Origin of the sequence: Nocardia sp. CA-128927 (genome assembly GCF_050955855.1) — a bacterium.
In the GTDB taxonomy this organism is placed as follows: domain Bacteria; phylum Actinomycetota; class Actinomycetes; order Mycobacteriales; family Mycobacteriaceae; genus Nocardia.
In genome coordinates this window covers 5,825,276-5,842,441 of the sequence record NZ_CP192087.1, presented here as the reverse complement: position 1 = coordinate 5,842,441, position 17,166 = coordinate 5,825,276, and the positions used below count along the sequence as shown (strand labels likewise).

Genomic DNA, 17,166 nt, shown 5'->3' with positions numbered 1-17,166 from the left:
GCAGGACAAGATATGCGCAGCGTCGCGGCGCGGAGGGGACCTGCCCCGCATGAGTTGGTCTGCCGCGCATGAGTTTGCTCGTCGCGCATGAGTCGGCCCGCCGATTCGTGCGCGGCAGGACAAGTTATGCGCAGCGTCGCGGCGCGGCCGGACAAGTTATGCGCGGCGGCGCGGCGTGGCCGGACAAGTTATGCGCGGCGGCGCGGCGTGGAGGGTTCAGATACTGAGCGCGGTGATGTTGATGCGTGCGCCGTGGGCGGGAACGTTGGTGATGTTGCGGACTCGTCCGCGCTCCGGCGCACCGGGCAGCGTGAGTCGGTAGCGCGTCAGCACCTCTCGCAGTACGACGGCGCCCTCCATCAGCGAGAAGCCCGCGCCGATGCAGCGGCGGACACCACCGCCGAACGGCAGCCAGGTGTTCGGCGCGACACTGCCGTCGAGGAAACGATCCGGCTGGAAGCGTTCCGGGGCAGGATGATTCGCCGGATTCTGATGGGCGAGCACGATCGAGGTCGACACCCTGGTGCCGCGCCGCAGCGCTACGCCGCCGATGGTCATATCCCGGGTGAGCTGGCGCTGCACCCGGCCGATCACCATGCGGTGGCGCAGTGCCTCTTTCACCACCGCCTCCAGGTACTTGTCGTCCCCGTCGCGGGCCGCCTGCCTGGCCCGATCCTGAACCTCCGGTGCGGCGGCCAATTCGTGCAGCGCCCACGACAGGGCCGACGCGGTGGTCTCGTGTCCGGCGAGCAGCAGGGTGACGAGCTGATCGCGCAGTTCCGCATCGCTGAGCGGTTCGGTGCCGGGGTCGTCACCGGAGCCGACCGCGAGCAGCCGAGCCAGCACGTCGGCCTGCTGATCGATCTCCGGATTGCCGCGGCGGCTGGCGATTTCGGCGTACAGCAACGCGTCGATGTCGATGAGGGTGTTGCTGAACCGCAGCCACGGCCCGAATCGGCGCAGCCACGGCCATTTCCAGCCGAGCAGCACCACCGGGCTGATGTCGGTGACGCGACGCAACTGCGGGGTGAGCTGGGCGCGGCGGCGCTCGTCGGCGACGCCGAAGACCACCTGGGTGATCACGTCGAGCGTCAGATCCTCCATCCGGGTCAGCAGGTGTTCCGTCGAACCGGCATGCCAGCGCTCCACCTGGGTCTTGGCGATGTCCTCGACCAGGCCGCGGTAGCCGTTGAGGGCCGCGCCGGCGAAGGCGGGCATCAGCAGCCTGCGGGCGCGGGCGTGCTGGCTGCCGTCGGTCAGCAGCACCGAATGCTCGCCCATGATCATCGCGAGCTCCCGATAGGCCTCGCCCGCATGCAGATCCGCCGGATCGGCGGTGAAGATCTCCTTGATGTGGTCGGGCCGGGAGAACACCACGATGCGTTCCGGATACGGCGGCGTCAGCCGCACCGTGAAGACATCGCCGAAGCGGCGCGCCTGGGCGCTGAGGAACTGGGCGTGGCGCTTGGTGTGCAGCACCGTTTGTAGCAGTCGCGGTAGTCGGGGGGCCGGTGGGTAGGTCATCAGGTGGTCCTCTCTGCCGAGTCGTGCTGGAGCCGCTCCGAGGCCGCAGTGCGGCGCCCGAGTACCTCGATGACGAGGAGGGCGAGCGCACTGAGTGCCGCGGCGGCGATCGGGAGCGCGAAGGGACTGAACAACGCCAGGGTCACGCCACCGGCGATGCTGCCGAGGGTGACCCCGAGATAGGTCGACGACGAGTTGAGCGCCAGCACCTGCGTCGCCGAATCCGGCGCGGCGTCGAGCAACATCGTCTGCATGGCGGGCGCGTTCCAGTAGAGCGACAACGACCACACGAGCGTCAGCGCCACCAGCACCGCCAAGGGGATCGGGGCGAAAGCAGTCAGGATGGCGAACACGACCATGGTGCCGAGGAACAATCCGAAGCCGATGCGCAGCGCGGCCGACGCGCCCTTCTTGTCCACGTAGATGCCACCGGCGATCGAACCGATCAGACCCGCGACACCGGCCACCGCGAACAGCAGACCACGTTGGCGCAGTGACGAATTCGAGAAGTCGGCCGCGAACGGCCCGAAGTAGGTGAACATCATCAGCGCGCCACCGAGCAGGATGGTGTTGCCGAGCAGCACGGTGACCACCGGCCTGCTGGCCAGGGCGGTGAGATGTGTTCGCGCCGAGACCAATTCACCGGGTTTACGCAGGTACCCGCGCACACCGAACAGCAGCGCCATCGATATCACGCTCAGGCAGGCGAAGACGACGAAGTTGCCCCGCCAGCTGAAGATGCTGGCCCACAGCGTGCCGAACGGGACCCCGATCGCCAAGGCGCCGACAATGCCGGACGACACGATGCCGATATAGGAGCTGCGCTTCTCCGGCGGCGCCAATGTGGGGGCGAGGGCGAACATGGCGGGCAGGCAGGCGGCCGCGGCACCCGCGGCGAGCACTCGAAGCACCATCAGCTGCCAGAACGAATCGACCATGGCGGCCAGCAGATTCGCGATGGTGAAGACGATCGAGGCACCCACAAAGACGCCGAGCCTGGTGCGCCGGGCCGAGGCGAACGCGATGAGCGGTGCGCCGATCACCAGCACCAGGGAGTAGGCCGAAACAAGCTGTCCAGCTGTCGATTCCGAGACGCCGAGGTCGGCGGCCAGTTCCGGTAGCACGCCCGCGATCATGTAATCGTCGGTGTAGAAGACGAATACGGCGAAGGTGATCGCTATCAACCAGAACGGCATCGGGCCTCCAGTGGCACGGGGTGGTTACGGGATCAGGTAGTCCGTGGCGATCTTTCGGGGGTCGATACGCAGGGACTGCTCCCGCATTGTGGATCGATCGGTCCCGGTGGCGTAGATAGTCGCCCAATCTCGGTGATACAGCGGATCGCCGTCCCACGGCCGCCATGCGATATGCGGTGTCAGCGTGACGCGTGCCTTGTCGACCCAGGGGCGCAACAGCTCTGCCCGGTCGTCGGTTTCGACATCGCTGGTGAGCCGCCCCGTTCCCGCGGCCAGCCAGTGCAGCAGTGCGTCGAAGTCGACGGGGGACGATCGCGCGGGATTGATCAGATGTCCGTCGAGGCACAGGCGGCGAAACAGTGCGTCATCGATGAAGTTCGTCAGCTCGGGCAGGCCGGGCAGCGCGACGACCAGCAAGTGCGCGAACCGGTTCGGCAGGCGCTCGACCGGCACGACCACCTCCGCACTGCCGAACGGATGCGCGGTGCGCGAGCGCGGACGGACCACGGTCACCCGAGCGCCGAGTACGGACAGCGTTTCGGCGATGGTCTGGCCGAACGCGCCGTACCCGACCACCAGGGCGTCGCGGCGATGGAAGGGTTTCGGCACCTCGTCGGGCGCGACCTTGGCGCAGTGCAGCGCATGCTGGGTGACAACGTATTCCGACAGCGAAGGCGCATAGGCCCTGGCGCTTCTGGTCACCAGATTGCTTCGCGCCAGCGCGGGAATGTACGGATAGTTGGGTCCGGACGAGACCAGGTGCACCCAGGAATCCGTTGTCGTGGTGGCGGTTTCGGCGAGTTCGGCGTCGGTGAGGTCGTGCGCGGCGAGGGCGACCATCTTGTGGCCGAGCGGGGTACCCGGCGCCACCGGCTCGACCCGCACCCCGTGGCCCTCGACCGCATCGGCGACGGTGGCCGGGTCGGTGGACGCCCCGAGACAGTAGAGCGTCGTCCGATCCACCGTGACGGCGCGCATCAGCGTTCGCTGGCCAACGCCAGTGGAACTCGGATATGACCGTGCAGCACAATCGAATCCCGCCATTGCCGGCCGGGTAGCAGCCGGGCGTCCGGGAACGCGGTGAGGAAGCTGCCGACCGCCACCTGCCCCTGGACCTTCGCCAACGACGAACCGACACAACGGTGGACGCCGGTGGAGAAGCTCATACTTGTCCGCGCGGCGACATTGTGCACGTCGAGCTTGCTCGGATTCGGGTAGGCGCGTGCGTCGTAGTTGACCGCGCCGACCCAGATCAACGCACCGGTGCCGGGGGCGACGACCCGATTACCGATCTTGGTCTCCACCCGTGCCGTGCGGTGGGTCAGCTGGATGGGGGAGTCGTAGCGGAGCAGTTCCTCGAACCAGGGGTCGGTCAGGCGGCCCTCTTCGAGGACCTCGGCGCCGAGGCCGTGTTCGAGCACGGTGACAATGGAATTCGCGATGAAGCTGACGGTGGTTTCGAAGCCCGCCGCGAAGACGAAGCCGACCAGGGTCAGCAGTTCCCCGAAGGTGAGTTCGCCTGCCGCGTGCATGCGCACGCAATCCTTGAGGAATCCGTCCTGGAGCAGGTCCGGGTCCTTCGTGCAGTCCTGCACGAAGTCGGTGAACTTGCGCGCCTCGGTCATCCCGCGCCGATACTCCGGATAGGTGATCCCGACGTCGAGCAGTTTCGCCCCGTGGCCGCCGAGCGAGTCGAGCATGTCGTCACCGAGGTCGGGGATACCGAGGAAGTCGGAGATGACGCGGATGGGAATCTTGCGGGCGAAATCCGCGACCAGGTCGATGTTCTCGCGGCCGTCCAGCTCGGCGAGCACGGTGTCGGTGTGTTTGGTGATGACGTCGATCGATCCGGTCACCGCGCGATGGGTGAACATCGGGAAGACCAGTTTGCGCAGTCTGGTGTGCTCGGGCGGGTCCATGAAGACCAGGGCGGGGGCGTCGAGGGCGATGGGTACCGAACGCCGGGTGAGCCACCGGTAGAACCCGGCGGCCGGGGGAATCGCAATGGGCTGATCCGCCGACCAGTCGTTGCTGCGCAGGATCTCCTCGCTCTCCTCGTACCCGGTGACGACGAGTCCCGCCGCGCTGTCGTGCACACCCGCCGTCGCGCCGATCTTCGTCAAGATCGCCCGGTACGGGTCACCTTTCTCCGGTGGCCGGAGAAAGAGCCTGCCGACATCGTTCTCGTCGCCGAGCATCGAGTCGGGCAACAACCGCAGCGGACCGTGTAGTAGGAACCAGCGAACAGGATCAGTGACCACCGAGCTGACGGAGGACAACCTCGACACCTCCTTGTCGTTGCATTGCGGCGTAAAAGTTTTCGCGTTCGAAGCGGAACAGCGCGGCTTGCTTGTGCGGCAGATCCACCTCCCCGAGCTCGTGGCCGTCCACGACCTTGCACACACTCCGGTCGAGCGTGCGGACCAGCTGATTGGCGGCGGACGGATCCGAGATCACCCCGGTGCAGTCCGGGTAGGTTTCGAAGACACCGGCGATGAGCGCGACCCAGAACGGCAGCGCGTACCCGAAGTAGTCGGGTTCGCCGATGCAGCCATGCATGCCCATGTCGAGGTCCGGGGTGTCGTAGCTGTCGGCGACCACGTCGAGTGCGACGCGGTACAGCTCGACGTAGCCGCCCCGCTGCCCGTCCTGGCCGACCAGGAAGGGACGAGTCTTGTTGTCGGAGAACTGGAATTCGATCTCCTGCTGCCAGCCGTCGCGGTCCCAGTCCTTGTGCATCGCGATCTGCACGTGTGGCTGCGCCATCCACTGCACGACCTGGTCGATCTCGGCGCCCGTGTCCGGGGTGACGGGTGTGAGCTCCCACGGCGACGGCAGAATCGGCGTCTTCCATTCCTGGAAGGCGAAGTCGGTCAACGGTTTCCCGTACCGCCGGGCCCGATCGATGGGTCGTCGCTCACTCGCCACTCACGGCACCTCGTTCGCTTGTGCCAGCAACTCGAGCGCGGCCAGGACGGCCCGGGTGCGACCGGTGACCCGGGCCCGCCCACCGAGGCGGATCTGATCGAAAGAGGCGTCGACGGGCAGGTGTTCGATGCGGTCGGCCCCGGCGATCGGCTGACCGACGCGCCACAGCCAGCCGCCCGAGGCATCGGCGTCGATCTTCGGCTCGTCCCCGTCGAGTCCGGCCTGTATCCGCAGGTTGAGCAGTTCGAGATCTATCCCGGCGATCTCTCTGGACTGGAACGGGACCTCGCCGCCGGATGCCCGCGCGCACACCTCGCTGACCACGACATCATCGAAAGTGTCGCCGCCGGAAAGGTATTCGACGTGCGCGGTGAACGTCCCGTCGAGGCCGAGGGCGGTACACGTCCGCAGGGCGAGCTCGGCCAGCTGGGTCTCCGTCGCAGGGTCGGTGCGGGCCGAGCCCGAGCCGCCGCCCTTGGTCAGGTCCAGCAGCGAGCGGATGTACAGGCCGGAAAACAGATGTGTCAGAGTGCCGTTCGTTACCAGCACTTCCGAATGGTATTGCGGGCCTTCGAGTAACCGCTCGACAAGGGCGTCGCCGAGTCCGTCGAGATCGACGTCGGCGAACTTCTCGGTGCGGATGCCGCGCAGGTTCGCCTCCGCGGCCGGTTTGACGATGACGAGCTCGTCGTCGGCGAATCCGGTGCAGCCACCGGCCTTTTCGATGCTGCCGTTGGCGACGATCAGTGTTTCCGGGACCGGGACACCGGCGGCCTCGAGTGCCCGGCGCATGACACCCTTGTGCCGGTAGTTCTCCAGCGAGGCGGCGGGAAGGGGTGTCGGCAGGTTGATTTCGTCGCACAGCTGCGCCGCGAGCCCGAGCAAGTACTCGTCGTTGGTCACGATCGCGGTCGTCCCGGCGGGGATCAGCGACCGCCATTCGTCGATCTCGGCGATCCGCTCGTCGCCGATGCCGTCCAGCGGCGCGTCGCCCTCGCGGACCAGCGGGACCTCCCCGGTCCGCAGTATCCGTAGCTCGGCGCCCGACGAGGCCACGGCTGCACCGAATTCGGTCAGCCCGACGGTGCCCAGCGATTGCTTCGCTTGGAGCAGGACCACTGTTGCGCGATCACCTGATGACAACACGCCTCCACGCCTCTAGGTGCTGGTCGACGCGCTGGCAGCCGGTGATGACGGCGTCCGGATCGCGCGCCAGCGAGATACGGATCAGATCGGTGCCGAGTTTCGGCTGGGCCCAGTAGAACAGCTCGCCGGGCAGCACGTGCACACCGACCTCGCCCAGTTCGGTGTAGAGCGCGCTGGCCTCGACGCCTTCCGGCAGCCGGAACGTATCGACGGAGATTCTGGATTCAGGATAGGCCGACGGCAGGTTGATGTGATCCCGCGCCAGCGTCCGATTGCGCTGGATACCACCGCGTAGTCGGTCGTAGCCGCCGTGTTTGCCGTCCTCGGCGAACAACTCGACGATCCGCAGGATGAACGGCGACGCGGACAGCATGTGATCGGAGTACATCCTGGCCAAGGGGAGCGGATTGCCGACATTCCAATTCAGGAAGCCTGCCTTCAATTCCTGTAGGGGCCAGAGCTTTCCGGTGTCCTCGATGATCACCCAGTCGACGTCGTAGCGACCGAGCACGGCGTACATGTCGTACTGGGCCCGCAGATCCTGGGCTCGGAAGCACGAATCGATGACGAGCACCGTGTCGCGGTCGGCGCACGCGGCGGCGATCTCGTGCAGGCGATCCGCATCGATCACGGTGCCGGTCGGGTTGTTCGGCGAGACGGTGAACAGCACGCCGTGGGTGGGTATCACCTCGTCGAGTTTTCCTGCCGCCAAATCGGTTTCGGCGACGGAACGGATGGTCAGTCCGTGGCCCGCCAGCAGATCGTGCAGGTTGTCGAAGGTCGGCTCGACCATGGTCACCTGGCGGCCGGCCAGGCGGACCGCCTTGCCGATCATGTCGATGGCGGTCGAGGAGGAGTAGCAGCTGCGAAAGGTGACATCATCGGCCAGTGCGTCGTGCTGCCCGATCGAGGTCAGGAACGCGTTGCGCGCGCTCTTCTCGACGGCGTCGACCGGCTGCTTCCTGGTCTGCGCGAAGACCTCCGGGAACGCCGCGACGATCTCGGATTGCGTGCTGGACAGCGACATTCGCGGATGCCCGTCGGACAGGTTCACACCGTCGATCAGCGCCTTGACCTCGAGGTCGGTGATGTTGTCAGGCATGCAAACGACCATCCTGTTGCGTCTTGGTCCGCCGGGCGGCAGCGGCCAGGGTCATGATTTCGAAGATCACCGCGACACCGAGATGCGCGGTGATATCGGCGGAGTCGTACGGCGGCGAGATCTCGACCAGCGATACGGTGCGGATGTTCGGCAGGTCGAGCTCGCGGAGCAACTGCAACGCGAAGGCCGAGGACGGTCCGCCGACCTCGGGGGTGCCGGTGCCCGGGGCGCACGAGGGATCGACGAAGTCGATATCGAAGGTCAGTGCGATCGGATTCGAACCGACCTTGTCGCGGACGATCCGGCCGAGTTCGCGGGGGCCGAGCGCCATTGCCTCGTCGCAGTTGATCACGGTGAAGCCGAGGCCGTCGTCGACCAGGTCCTCGCGCGGCACGCTGCCGCGCATGCCGATCTGGATGCTGGTCGTCGGGTCGATCAGTCCTTCTTCGGCGGCGCGGCGGTACACCGTGCCGTGGAAGTGCTTCATGCCGAAGTAGTTGTCGAGCACGTCCCGGTGCGCGTCCAGCTGGACCAGCGAGAGCGGGCCGTGTTGTCTTGCGGCCGCACGTAATTCGGCGATCGCCAGGCTGTGGTCGCCGCCGACCAGGATCGGCAGCGCCCCGATGTCGTGCACGAGGTTGACGCTGCTCTCGATCAGCTCGAGGGTTTGCAGGTGGTACCCGGGCACGATGTGCACGTCGCCGCCGTCGACGACGGTGAGCAGATCGGTGATGACCAGGTCGCGTTCGCGGCTGCCCAACCGGCCGAGCGTGCTCGCCGAGCGGACCGCCTCGGGCCCGAAGCGCGCGCCGCTGCGGTAGCCCGTCGCGCCGTCGATCGGCACCCCGAGGATGACGGCGTCCACGCCGTCCTCGGCGGTCAACTCCTTGATCGGCCGGTAGGGAAGCCGGAAGAAGGTGCGCGGGCCCGAGCTCAACCGGGAGACGGCCTGGCTGTCAGTGTAGTCAGTCATCATGGGTTCCCTTGGACCGCAACAGCATTGCGGTCACGATGCCGGTTTCGTCGAGGCCGGGAGTGTCGACGTCGTCCACCACCACCTCTAGCCCCTCGCTCTTGTACAGCTCCGTCCAGTACTGCTTGGGCGCGAGGCGCTGGTCGGTGAACGGGTGCAGCAGGAAGTAGTGGTTGTAGTAGTTCGTGCGGTGCGGGTCGCGCATCTTCGCCGCGTCGTCCCAGCAGTAGTCGATATCGATGACCAGTAGTTCCAGCCCGGGGTTGGTGTCGAACAGCGACCGGAGGAACTTGCGGACGCCGACTTCGCCCTCCTGCCCGAGGATTTCGTGGATGACGAAGCTGATGATGCCGAAGTCGTATCGGGATTCGGTCTGCTCGAGATGGCCGATCGCGTCCGCGTTGACGATGTCGATCCGGTCGGCATGCAGCGATCCGGACACGAATTCGACTGCGGCGGCGGCCCCTTCGGGACTCGGCTCGATCCCCGTGAGCCGCATCTCCGGATACTTCTCGGCCAGCGTGGTGAGGAAGATGCCACTGCCGCAACCGAGGTCGATGCCGCTGCGATAGCTCTTGCCGCGCTGGTCGAGCACCCGATACATCAGCGGGATCGCGTCGTGCACGCTGATTTCGCAGCTGCCGATGCCGACCATGCGGCCGTCCCGGGGCACCGCGGCGGGCGCGGTGAACCCGCTGCCGATCTCCAGGAAGGTCCGGCCGTATCCGCCGATCATCATTTGATACCAGCCGCGCGCTTCCCAGATCTGCACGAGCTTGTCGGTGGCCTGATCGTTGTCGGTGTATCCGGCTGTGCGCAGGAAGAGTTGCAGGGCGTCGACCCGCTCCGGTGTGGTGACGGCCGATTCCAGCGCCTTGCGGGCCGAAATCCCGTTCACCACAATTTGTTCCAGCACACCGTGCTGGATCAGGTTGTACAGCACCGCTGACTGCACGAATCCGCTGAACGGTTCCAGCGCTTCGATCAGGCGATTCCGGTTGAGCATGTCGTTCATACCTTTCTTTCGGTCTTTCCGCCCGTCAGCCAGCGGCGAGCCGATCGGGATCACCGACGAATGCCAGCTCGTATTTGTTCTGCCGATAGCCGTACGCCCCCGACGAAAGGTTGGTGAACAGTGTCCAATCGGAGAGCTGTGGTGCGGCGGGGATCAGGCCGTGCTGGGTCGTTCGACCGGGTTTCGGGCAGATCAGGTCCAGTCCGGCGATCTGGGAAAGCAGGGTGGCGGCGCCCTCGATGCGCTCGGTGAAGTTGCCGATGCCCTGCAGCAGCATGCTGCGATCGGCGGCCCAGAAGCCGTAGCGTTCGTCGAAGGTGGCCGACGCGAGCGCGGCGGTGAAATCGCGTTCGGTGCTCGCGGCGAAACGGCGGAGCTTCGCCAGGACCACCGCGGGTTCCTTGACGGAGGTCTGGCCACCGTCCAGCACGCGTTGCGCCAGCGTGTAATACATCTCGGCCTTGGCCGACATCCGGGCCAGCGCCTGCACCCAGGCCGGGTGGGTCATGCCGGTGCGTGCGCGCAACGTATTGCACTGTTCGACGGAGCCGTCGATGAAGACGCGGGAGTTGGGGACGAACGCGTGGTCCAGTTCGATGATCGCGTCTTGTTCGTCGAGCACGTCGATGGACTGGTCCGGCAGCTCGTGCGCACCGCGGAAACCGGCCCGGGAATGTACCGTCACGCCGCTGCTGTCGGGTTCGATCGCGACGCACAGCGCGGTGCATTCCTCCGCCTGCGACAGCATGCGATAGGGATAGATCAGCAGCACGTCGGAATACAGTGCCAGGGTGGCGAGCTGTTTGAAACCGCTGAGGTAAATACCGTCGGCGTCGCGTGCCACGACTTTCAGCAGGTGGTCCTCGGAAATTCGGGCGCGTTCGGAGATATCGGAGATCGCGTGCGTGAGTATCCAATTGCCGGCGCGGCACTCGCGATGGAACTCGCGTATCGCTTCGGCGCCGACACCGAAATGGTCGGCGTTGGCGGCCCAGGCGGACACGATACCGGCGAGGAAATCAGGGCTGCGACCGAGTAATCCGCCGCTGTGCGTCGCGAACCGCCGCAGTTGAGCGGCGTACTCCAGGAATTGCTCTTTTGTTTCCGGCGGCGTCCAGATGCAGTCCCAGAACAGCTTGAGTTCAGGATTCGTGCGCAGGCCGTCCAATGTCTTCGCGAAAGGAGTGCGAGTCCTTTCGGCAAAACTGACCGATATGGTTTCGGTCGAGCAGCTGATCTGCTGAGTTTCCAATGGGTATCCTTAGTCCTGCGACCTGGAAGCCTGAAGTGTAGCTGCCGACTTCGGTGGAAAACTGCCGGTGACGATGGCTTTAGAACGTCCGAGTAATCGGGCGGCTACCTTTTGATCGACTTCGCGCATTGTGTACCTCTGATCAATCAATTCGAATTAACTACACCCCAGATCTAAGTAGGGACACCCGCTAGCCTGCCCCGCCTTCAAGGTAGCCGACCTAACGAAGTGTAACCATTCAAGTATCTGTGACCCTCATCACATCGTAGCATTTGGCGATCACGCGTCGAGCGTTCATTCGCGGCTATCGCATGCGGCATTGAATTCATGTTTCGGGAACCCCCCGACTGGGGGGATCGGCTTTCTCGGCAACCCCCCTTGTTGGGGGGTTGTGGATTCCGGAGATATGGAGAGAATGAAGGCGGAGCAGCGCCTGAAGAATGACCTGCCGTAACAACTCTCATTCATATACGTGCTGGTATGCAGTATGCTGGAAACGGCGTTGCGACGTGGGTATGTCGGTGCTAGATTCGGGGTCACCAGGGGCTCAGCTCTCCCTGATCGGGGTGTTCGGCAAAGGCTTCTTTACGAATTAGAACATTCAGGCCGTGACCCCGATGTCTGAAGGGCGGTATTGGTGGATACGAATCCGGTGGGGTCCGGTGCCTTCGATCGTCCGGCGATCGAAGAATGGATGGCAGCGAAGATAAGCCAGATCATCGGAATGGACCCGGACGCGATCGATCGGACCACCACCTTCGCCGCGTACGGGCTGACATCGTCGGACGCGGTCGGGCTGTCGGGTGAACTGGAGGAGTGGCTGGGGCGCAACCTCCCCGAAACCCTGCTGTACGAACACCCGACGGTCGAGCAGTTGAGCGCGGCACTTGTCGGGACTGCCACGGACTCCGTCAGCGCCACAACAGATTTGGGTACTGCGGACGGTCTCGGAGTGACTGCCGACGGTGACACGGTATGCATCGCCGGCATGTCGTGCCGATTCCCCGGCGGGGCGAACACGCCACACCTGTTCTGGCGCAATCTGGCCGACGGCATCGACACGGCGACCGACGTGCCGTCGCAACGATGGGACGCCCGGCGATTCTTCGATCCCGACCCCTATGCACCGGAAACGACGTACACGATGAGGGGTGCGTTCGTCGACGACATAGCGGGATTCGACGCCCAGTTCTTCGGCATCTCGCCCCGCGAGGCGATGCGGATGGACCCGCAACAGCGGATGCTGCTGGAAGCGGTCTGGGCGGCGTTCGAGGATGCGGCCATCCCGGCCGAACAGATCCGGGGCAGCCGGACCGGCGTGTTCGTCGGCATGATGGCGGACAGTCGTTACGCGAACGTACTGGTCGACCACGGCGGCCACGGCGAACTGGACGACCCGTATGTGGGCCTGGGCAGTGCGTCCAGTGTCGCGGCGGGACGGCTGTCGTATCTGCTCGACCTGCGCGGGCCGAGCATGGTCGTCGACACGGCCTGCTCGTCCTCGCTGGTCGCACTGCACCTGGCGATCAACAGCATTCGCAACGGCGAATGCGATCGAGCCGTCGTCGCCGGGGTCAGCGCGATCGTGCATCCCGACACCTATCAGCAGGCCTGCAAGATGCGGATGCTCGCCGCGGACGGTCGATGCAAAACGTTCGACGCGGAAGCCGACGGGTTCCTGCTCGGCGAGGGCTGCGGCGCAGTCGTGGTCGAACGGCTCACCGATGCCCGAGTTCGTCAGCATCAGGTGCTGGCGGTGGTCCGTGGGTCGGCGGTGAATCAGGACGGCATGAGCAACGGGCTGACCGCCCCGAACCGTGCCGCTCAGGTGGCGGTGATCCGCGAGGCGCAACAGCGTGCCGGAATCAGTGCCGACAGCATCGATTACGTCGAGGCGCACGGCTCGGGCACGCAGCTCGGCGATGCGATCGAGATCGCCGCGCTGACAGAGGTTTTCGGGGTACCACGCACGGGTGTCCGGCCGCTGTATGTGGGTGCGGTGAAGACGAATATCGGCCATTTGACCGGGGCGGCCGGGATGGCCGGACTGATCAAAACGGTGCTGATGCTGAACCGTCGGATGATTCCGCGGAATCTGCATCTGCGCCAACCGAATCCGGCGATCGACTGGTCCGCCAGCCCGGTCCGGTTGCCGCACGAGAACATTCCGTGGCCGCGCGAGGACGACCGTACGCCCACTGCTGGTATCAGTTCGTTCGGCTGGTCGGGCACCAATGCCCACGTCATCGTGTCCGCCCCACCGCTCGCCGCCCCACAGTCGGATCCTGACGACCAGCGCTGGCACATCCTGCCGTTGTCGGGGCGCTCGCCTCAGACGTTGACCAGCACCGCGCACGCGATCGCGGAGTATCTGCGCAGCCATCCGCGCCTGGACCCGGCCGACGTGGCCGCCACGCTCCAGACCGGGCGAGACGCGATGCCGACTCGTACGGCCGTGCCATTCCGGACTTTGCTCGACGCCGCCGAAGCTCTCGACGAGATCGGGCGTCGAGTACCGGTGGCGACCGTTCCACGCGGACCGCGGCCAACCGTGCGATTCGTGTTGCCGGGCACTGGCGATCAGTTCCCTGGGATGGGGCGCGATCTTTACCGATCGCACCCGGCATTCCGCGACGCGATCGACCGCTGTGCCGAGATCGCCACCGAATCGCTTGGTATGGACCTACGTACTGCCCTGTACCCCGACGCGGCACCGACAGCATCGGATCCCTTCGCTGCGCTGCGTGGGGGCGCGACCGCTGCCGCCGGGGAGCTGGTTACCCGAATCGATCTGGCGCACGCGGTGGTCTTCGCGTTGAACTATGCAGCGGCGCGGCTTTGGCAGAGCTACGGCATCGAGCCGAGCGGTCTGCTCGGCTACAGCCTCGGCGAGTACTCCGCCGCTTGTTTGGCCGGTGTGCTCGAGGTCGATGCCGTGCTGCCGCTGGTCATTCGGCGCGCACAGCTCGTCGCGGCCGCCGAACCCGGCGCCATGCTCACCATCGCGACCAGCGCGGACCGGGTAGCCGAGTACCTCGGCCCGGATCTGTCTTGTGCCGCGGTCAACAGTCCCAATACGGTCGTCGTCGCCGGTACCGATGCAGCGATCGCCGGGCTCGAACAACGCCTCGCCGCCGACGAGATCGCCGCGCGGCGGGTGCCGACCACGCGCGCCATGCATTCCCCGCTGCTGGATCCGTTGCGCGAGCGGCTGATCAAGCTGTTCGACGGGCTCGAGCTGCGGGCGCCCCGAATTCCGTTCGTGTCCAACCTGACCGGGGCGTGGATCACCGACGAGCAAGCGTGCGACCTGGACTACTGGGCGGAGCACATGTGCTCGACGGTGTCGTTCGCCGACGGAGTGCACACGCTGGGCTCGGAACCGTGCGTGGTGGTCGACCTCGGGGCCGGTCAGCTGGCCAGCCTGGTCAGTCAGGCGCTGGTGCAGTCCGGCGGTGCCGCGGCGTTGCCGACGCTGCGGGGCTCCGCGACGCGCGATCCGGACGAGATGATCGTGGCCCGCACGCTTGGTCGGCTGTGGTGCGGTGGGGTGGACGTGGATTGGTCTCGCGTCGGTTCGGCCGGTACCTCGATTTCCCTGCCGACGTATTCGTTTCAGCACCAACAGTTTTGGCCAGAAATCGAGAACAGACGCGGTGCCGCCCCGATCGTCGCGACGGAAACCGCGGCAACGGAGCTCTTCGAGCCCCAGTGGGTCGTGGCACCGGCCGGTGATTCAGCGGAGCGGTACGGGCCGTACCTCATCTTCACTGACCCCGGCACCCGCAGCGCCGATCTGGCCGGGCACTTGGTTAAGGCATTGGACGGCGTCGACCTGGTAACCGTCGTCCCCGGTACCGAATTCGGGACATCGACCGGGGGCGGGTACCGTCTGCGGCCCGACGAGCCAGCGGACTACGAGCGCCTGATTGCGGCGCTTGCCGAGCGGAACCTATTGCCACGCACCGTTGTTCACCTGTGGTCGGTGCACGGCTCGCTTGCCGATCCACGGACCGGCGACGGCGTGGTCACCCATCGACGCCTGGGGTTCGACAGCCTGATGGCACTCGCCGGACAGCTGGGCAGCGAATGCGTCGACGGGTGCCGGATATTGGTCGTCACCGATCACGCGCAGCTCGTCGCCGCCGAGGACGACCTCTATCCCGGAAAGACCACGGTGGCAGGGCCCGCGTTGACCGCAGGGCAGGAATACCCGGGGCTGGCGGTGCGCACCCTGGACGTCGTCACGCCGGTAGACGATGAGGATGGTTCGTGGGACGAGCTCACCGAAGCCGTTGTCACCGAACTGAATTGGCCGGGCACCGACACCGTCATCGCCCGTCGCGGACGGCGCAGATTGGTGAAACGCTTCAGGCCGCTCACCCTGGACGCACCCGCACCCTACGTGCGCGACGGCGGCGTCTATGTGATCACCGGGGGCACCGGGAGTATCGGTCTCCAGGTGGCGGCACATCTGGCCGCCGCGGCGTCCGATATCAAGCTCGTCCTGCTGGCCAGGACGCCACTGCCGGATCTCGACAACGAGGAATCAGCCCAGGCCGACGAGACATTGCGCGGCAGGGCGAGTGCGGTACGCGACCTGACGCGTACGGGTGCCGAGGTGCTCGTGCTGACCTGCGATATCGGTGATCGGAGCGCCACCGTTGCCGCGATCGCCAACGCCCGCAAACGATTCGGCCCGATCGACGGCGTGATCCACGCCGCGGGCGTGCTGTCGCCGGATGCGTTCACCACGATCGAGGCGACGACACCGGAGATCAGCGCGGCGCATTTCCGGGCCAAAGTCGACGGCACGATCGCGCTCGCCGAAGCGCTGCGCGGTGAGCGCCCCGACTTCGTCGTCCTGCTGTCTTCGATGTCGGCTGTGCTCGGCGGCATCGGATTCGCCGCCTACGCCGCCGCCAATGCGTTTCAGGACCAATTCGTCGCGATGCGCGGTCTGCCCGGCGGATCCGCGTGGCGTTCCGCGTGCTGGGACACCTGGCAGGCGACGGTCCGGCACGGCGAAACACCCGGTGTTGCAGACTCTTTGGACAAGTACTCGTTCGCAGCCGCTGACGCCCTCGCGGTACTGGACCGGCTCATCGCGAGTGGCCCGCGCCGCGCGGTTGTCTCCGCGGGCCAACTGCACCAACGCATCGAGGCGTGGGTTGGCGGCGGTGATCCGTTCCATGAGTCGGCCACCTCGTCGGCACCGGCATCCAACGCGGCACCCCCTGTCAGAACCATCGAGGAATACCAGCACCGGCTCGCCGAACTGTGGCAGGAGGCCCTCGGCGTGGACCAGGTCGGCCCGCACGAGAACTTCTTCGAGTCCGGCGGCAATTCACTGGTCGGGCTGCAACTGATCAACTCGATCAAGAAACAGTTCCGCGCCGTCATCCCGACCGTGGCGTTGTTCGAGGCGCCGACCATCGCCGACATGGCCGACTACCTGCTCACGGCGACCGCAGACGAAAGGAAGTCACGGGTATGAAACTTCTCGGCGTCATCGGGGCCGGTGTCATGGGCTCCGGGCTCGCGCAAGCCCTTGCGGCGCACGGCTTTTCCGTCGTGCTGGTGGACAGGTCCCGTGAACAGCTCGACCGTGCGGAAAGCGAGGTCGTTCGATATGCCCGCACCGGACGGCTGTTCGGCCACGACACGGAGAAGTACGGCGACCTGACCCAGCGGGTCAGCTACACCACCGATATCGGCGAGGTCGGCGCGGCGGAGTTCATCATCGAGAACATCACCGAGAACTGGGCGCTCAAGGCGGAGATATACCCCGAGCTGGATCGCATCTGTCCGACCGACACTGTCTTCGCGGCGAATACGTCGTGCATTCCGATCACCAAGATCGCCGGGGTGACCAATCGCCCGGATCGGGTGATCGGCATGCACTTCATGAACCCCGTTCCGATGAAATCCACCGTCGAGGTGATCCGCGGCTGGCACACCTCCGAGACCACCATCGCCACCGCGTTGCAGCTGCTCGCCGACCTCGACAAGCGCGGCATCATCGTCAAC

At 65.9% G+C, this 17,166-nt stretch carries 11 protein-coding genes and 1 pseudogene; 2 read left to right on the top strand and 10 right to left on the bottom strand.

Going from position 1 to position 17,166, the window contains the following annotated elements:
- Positions 1-216 precede the first annotated feature (216 nt).
- From ACQPW1_RS27370 to ACQPW1_RS27325, 10 genes are read right to left on the bottom strand one after another with little or no spacing between them, the layout of a single operon-like run.
- A complete protein-coding gene (locus ACQPW1_RS27370; RefSeq protein ID WP_433654441.1) occupies positions 217-1,524 on the bottom strand; it encodes a cytochrome P450 in 1,308 nt (435 codons plus the stop codon).
- On the bottom strand, positions 1,524-2,720 hold the full coding sequence (locus ACQPW1_RS27365; RefSeq protein WP_433654440.1) for an MFS transporter: 1,197 nt from the start codon (positions 2,718-2,720) through the stop codon (positions 1,524-1,526). Before ACQPW1_RS27365 ends, ACQPW1_RS27370 begins: the two co-directional genes overlap by 1 nt.
- 24 nt (positions 2,721-2,744) lie before the next feature.
- Positions 2,745-3,698 carry an NAD(P)-dependent oxidoreductase gene (locus ACQPW1_RS27360; RefSeq protein ID WP_433654439.1) on the bottom strand — a complete coding sequence of 318 codons (954 nt, stop codon included), beginning with the start codon at positions 3,696-3,698 and terminating at the stop codon, positions 2,745-2,747.
- Positions 3,698-4,981: a cytochrome P450 gene (locus ACQPW1_RS27355; RefSeq protein WP_433654437.1), complete on the bottom strand. Its 1,284-nt coding sequence runs from the start codon at positions 4,979-4,981 to the stop codon at positions 3,698-3,700. Before ACQPW1_RS27355 ends, ACQPW1_RS27360 begins: the two co-directional genes overlap by 1 nt.
- Positions 4,971-5,648, bottom strand: a complete 678-nt coding sequence (locus ACQPW1_RS27350) for a GNAT family N-acetyltransferase (protein WP_433654436.1) — start codon at positions 5,646-5,648, stop codon at positions 4,971-4,973. The genes ACQPW1_RS27355 and ACQPW1_RS27350 overlap by 11 nt, the downstream gene beginning before the upstream one ends.
- Positions 5,649-6,791 carry an ATP-grasp domain-containing protein gene (locus ACQPW1_RS27345; protein ID WP_433654435.1) on the bottom strand — a complete coding sequence of 381 codons (1,143 nt, stop codon included), beginning with the start codon at positions 6,789-6,791 and terminating at the stop codon, positions 5,649-5,651.
- Entirely contained in the window at positions 6,778-7,896 is a 1,119-nt protein-coding gene (locus ACQPW1_RS27340; RefSeq protein ID WP_433654434.1) for a pyridoxal phosphate-dependent aminotransferase, read from the bottom strand. Before ACQPW1_RS27340 ends, ACQPW1_RS27345 begins: the two co-directional genes overlap by 14 nt.
- Positions 7,889-8,869, bottom strand: a complete 981-nt coding sequence (locus ACQPW1_RS27335; protein WP_433654433.1) for an arginase family protein — start codon at positions 8,867-8,869, stop codon at positions 7,889-7,891. The genes ACQPW1_RS27340 and ACQPW1_RS27335 overlap by 8 nt, the downstream gene beginning before the upstream one ends.
- Entirely contained in the window at positions 8,862-9,875 is a 1,014-nt protein-coding gene (locus ACQPW1_RS27330) for a methyltransferase (protein WP_433654432.1), read from the bottom strand. Before ACQPW1_RS27330 ends, ACQPW1_RS27335 begins: the two co-directional genes overlap by 8 nt.
- Before the next feature lie 34 nt (positions 9,876-9,909).
- On the bottom strand, positions 9,910-11,136 hold the full coding sequence (locus ACQPW1_RS27325) for a 4-hydroxyphenylacetate 3-hydroxylase N-terminal domain-containing protein (RefSeq protein ID WP_433654431.1): 1,227 nt from the start codon (positions 11,134-11,136) through the stop codon (positions 9,910-9,912).
- A gap of 694 nt (positions 11,137-11,830) precedes the next feature.
- On the opposite strand from ACQPW1_RS27325, the gene ACQPW1_RS27320 reads away from it, so the two are divergent.
- Both ACQPW1_RS27320 and ACQPW1_RS27315 read left to right on the top strand, forming a co-directional pair.
- A complete protein-coding gene (locus ACQPW1_RS27320) occupies positions 11,831-16,633 on the top strand; it encodes an SDR family NAD(P)-dependent oxidoreductase (protein ID WP_433654430.1) in 4,803 nt (1,600 codons plus the stop codon).
- Positions 16,606-17,157, top strand: a pseudogene (locus ACQPW1_RS27315) (3-hydroxyacyl-CoA dehydrogenase family protein); the annotation flags it as partial. The gene ACQPW1_RS27320 and the pseudogene ACQPW1_RS27315, both read left to right, overlap by 28 nt.
- Positions 17,158-17,166 lie beyond the last annotated feature (9 nt).

What these genes read in the sequence shown, in the direction of transcription:
- ACQPW1_RS27370 (WP_433654441.1), bottom strand. Translation starts at nt 1,524, where the DNA reads ATGACCTACCCACCGGCCCCCCGACTACCGCGACTGCTACAAACGGTG.
- ACQPW1_RS27365 (WP_433654440.1), bottom strand. Translation starts at nt 2,720, where the DNA reads ATGCCGTTCTGGTTGATAGCGATCACCTTCGCCGTATTCGTCTTCTAC.
- ACQPW1_RS27360 (WP_433654439.1), bottom strand. Translation starts at nt 3,698, where the DNA reads ATGCGCGCCGTCACGGTGGATCGGACGACGCTCTACTGTCTCGGGGCG.
- ACQPW1_RS27340 (WP_433654434.1), bottom strand. Translation starts at nt 7,896, where the DNA reads ATGCCTGACAACATCACCGACCTCGAGGTCAAGGCGCTGATCGACGGT.
- ACQPW1_RS27335 (WP_433654433.1), bottom strand. Translation starts at nt 8,869, where the DNA reads ATGACTGACTACACTGACAGCCAGGCCGTCTCCCGGTTGAGCTCGGGC.
- ACQPW1_RS27330 (WP_433654432.1), bottom strand. Translation starts at nt 9,875, where the DNA reads ATGCTCAACCGGAATCGCCTGATCGAAGCGCTGGAACCGTTCAGCGGA.
- ACQPW1_RS27320 (WP_433654430.1), top strand. Translation starts at nt 11,831, where the DNA reads ATGGCAGCGAAGATAAGCCAGATCATCGGAATGGACCCGGACGCGATC.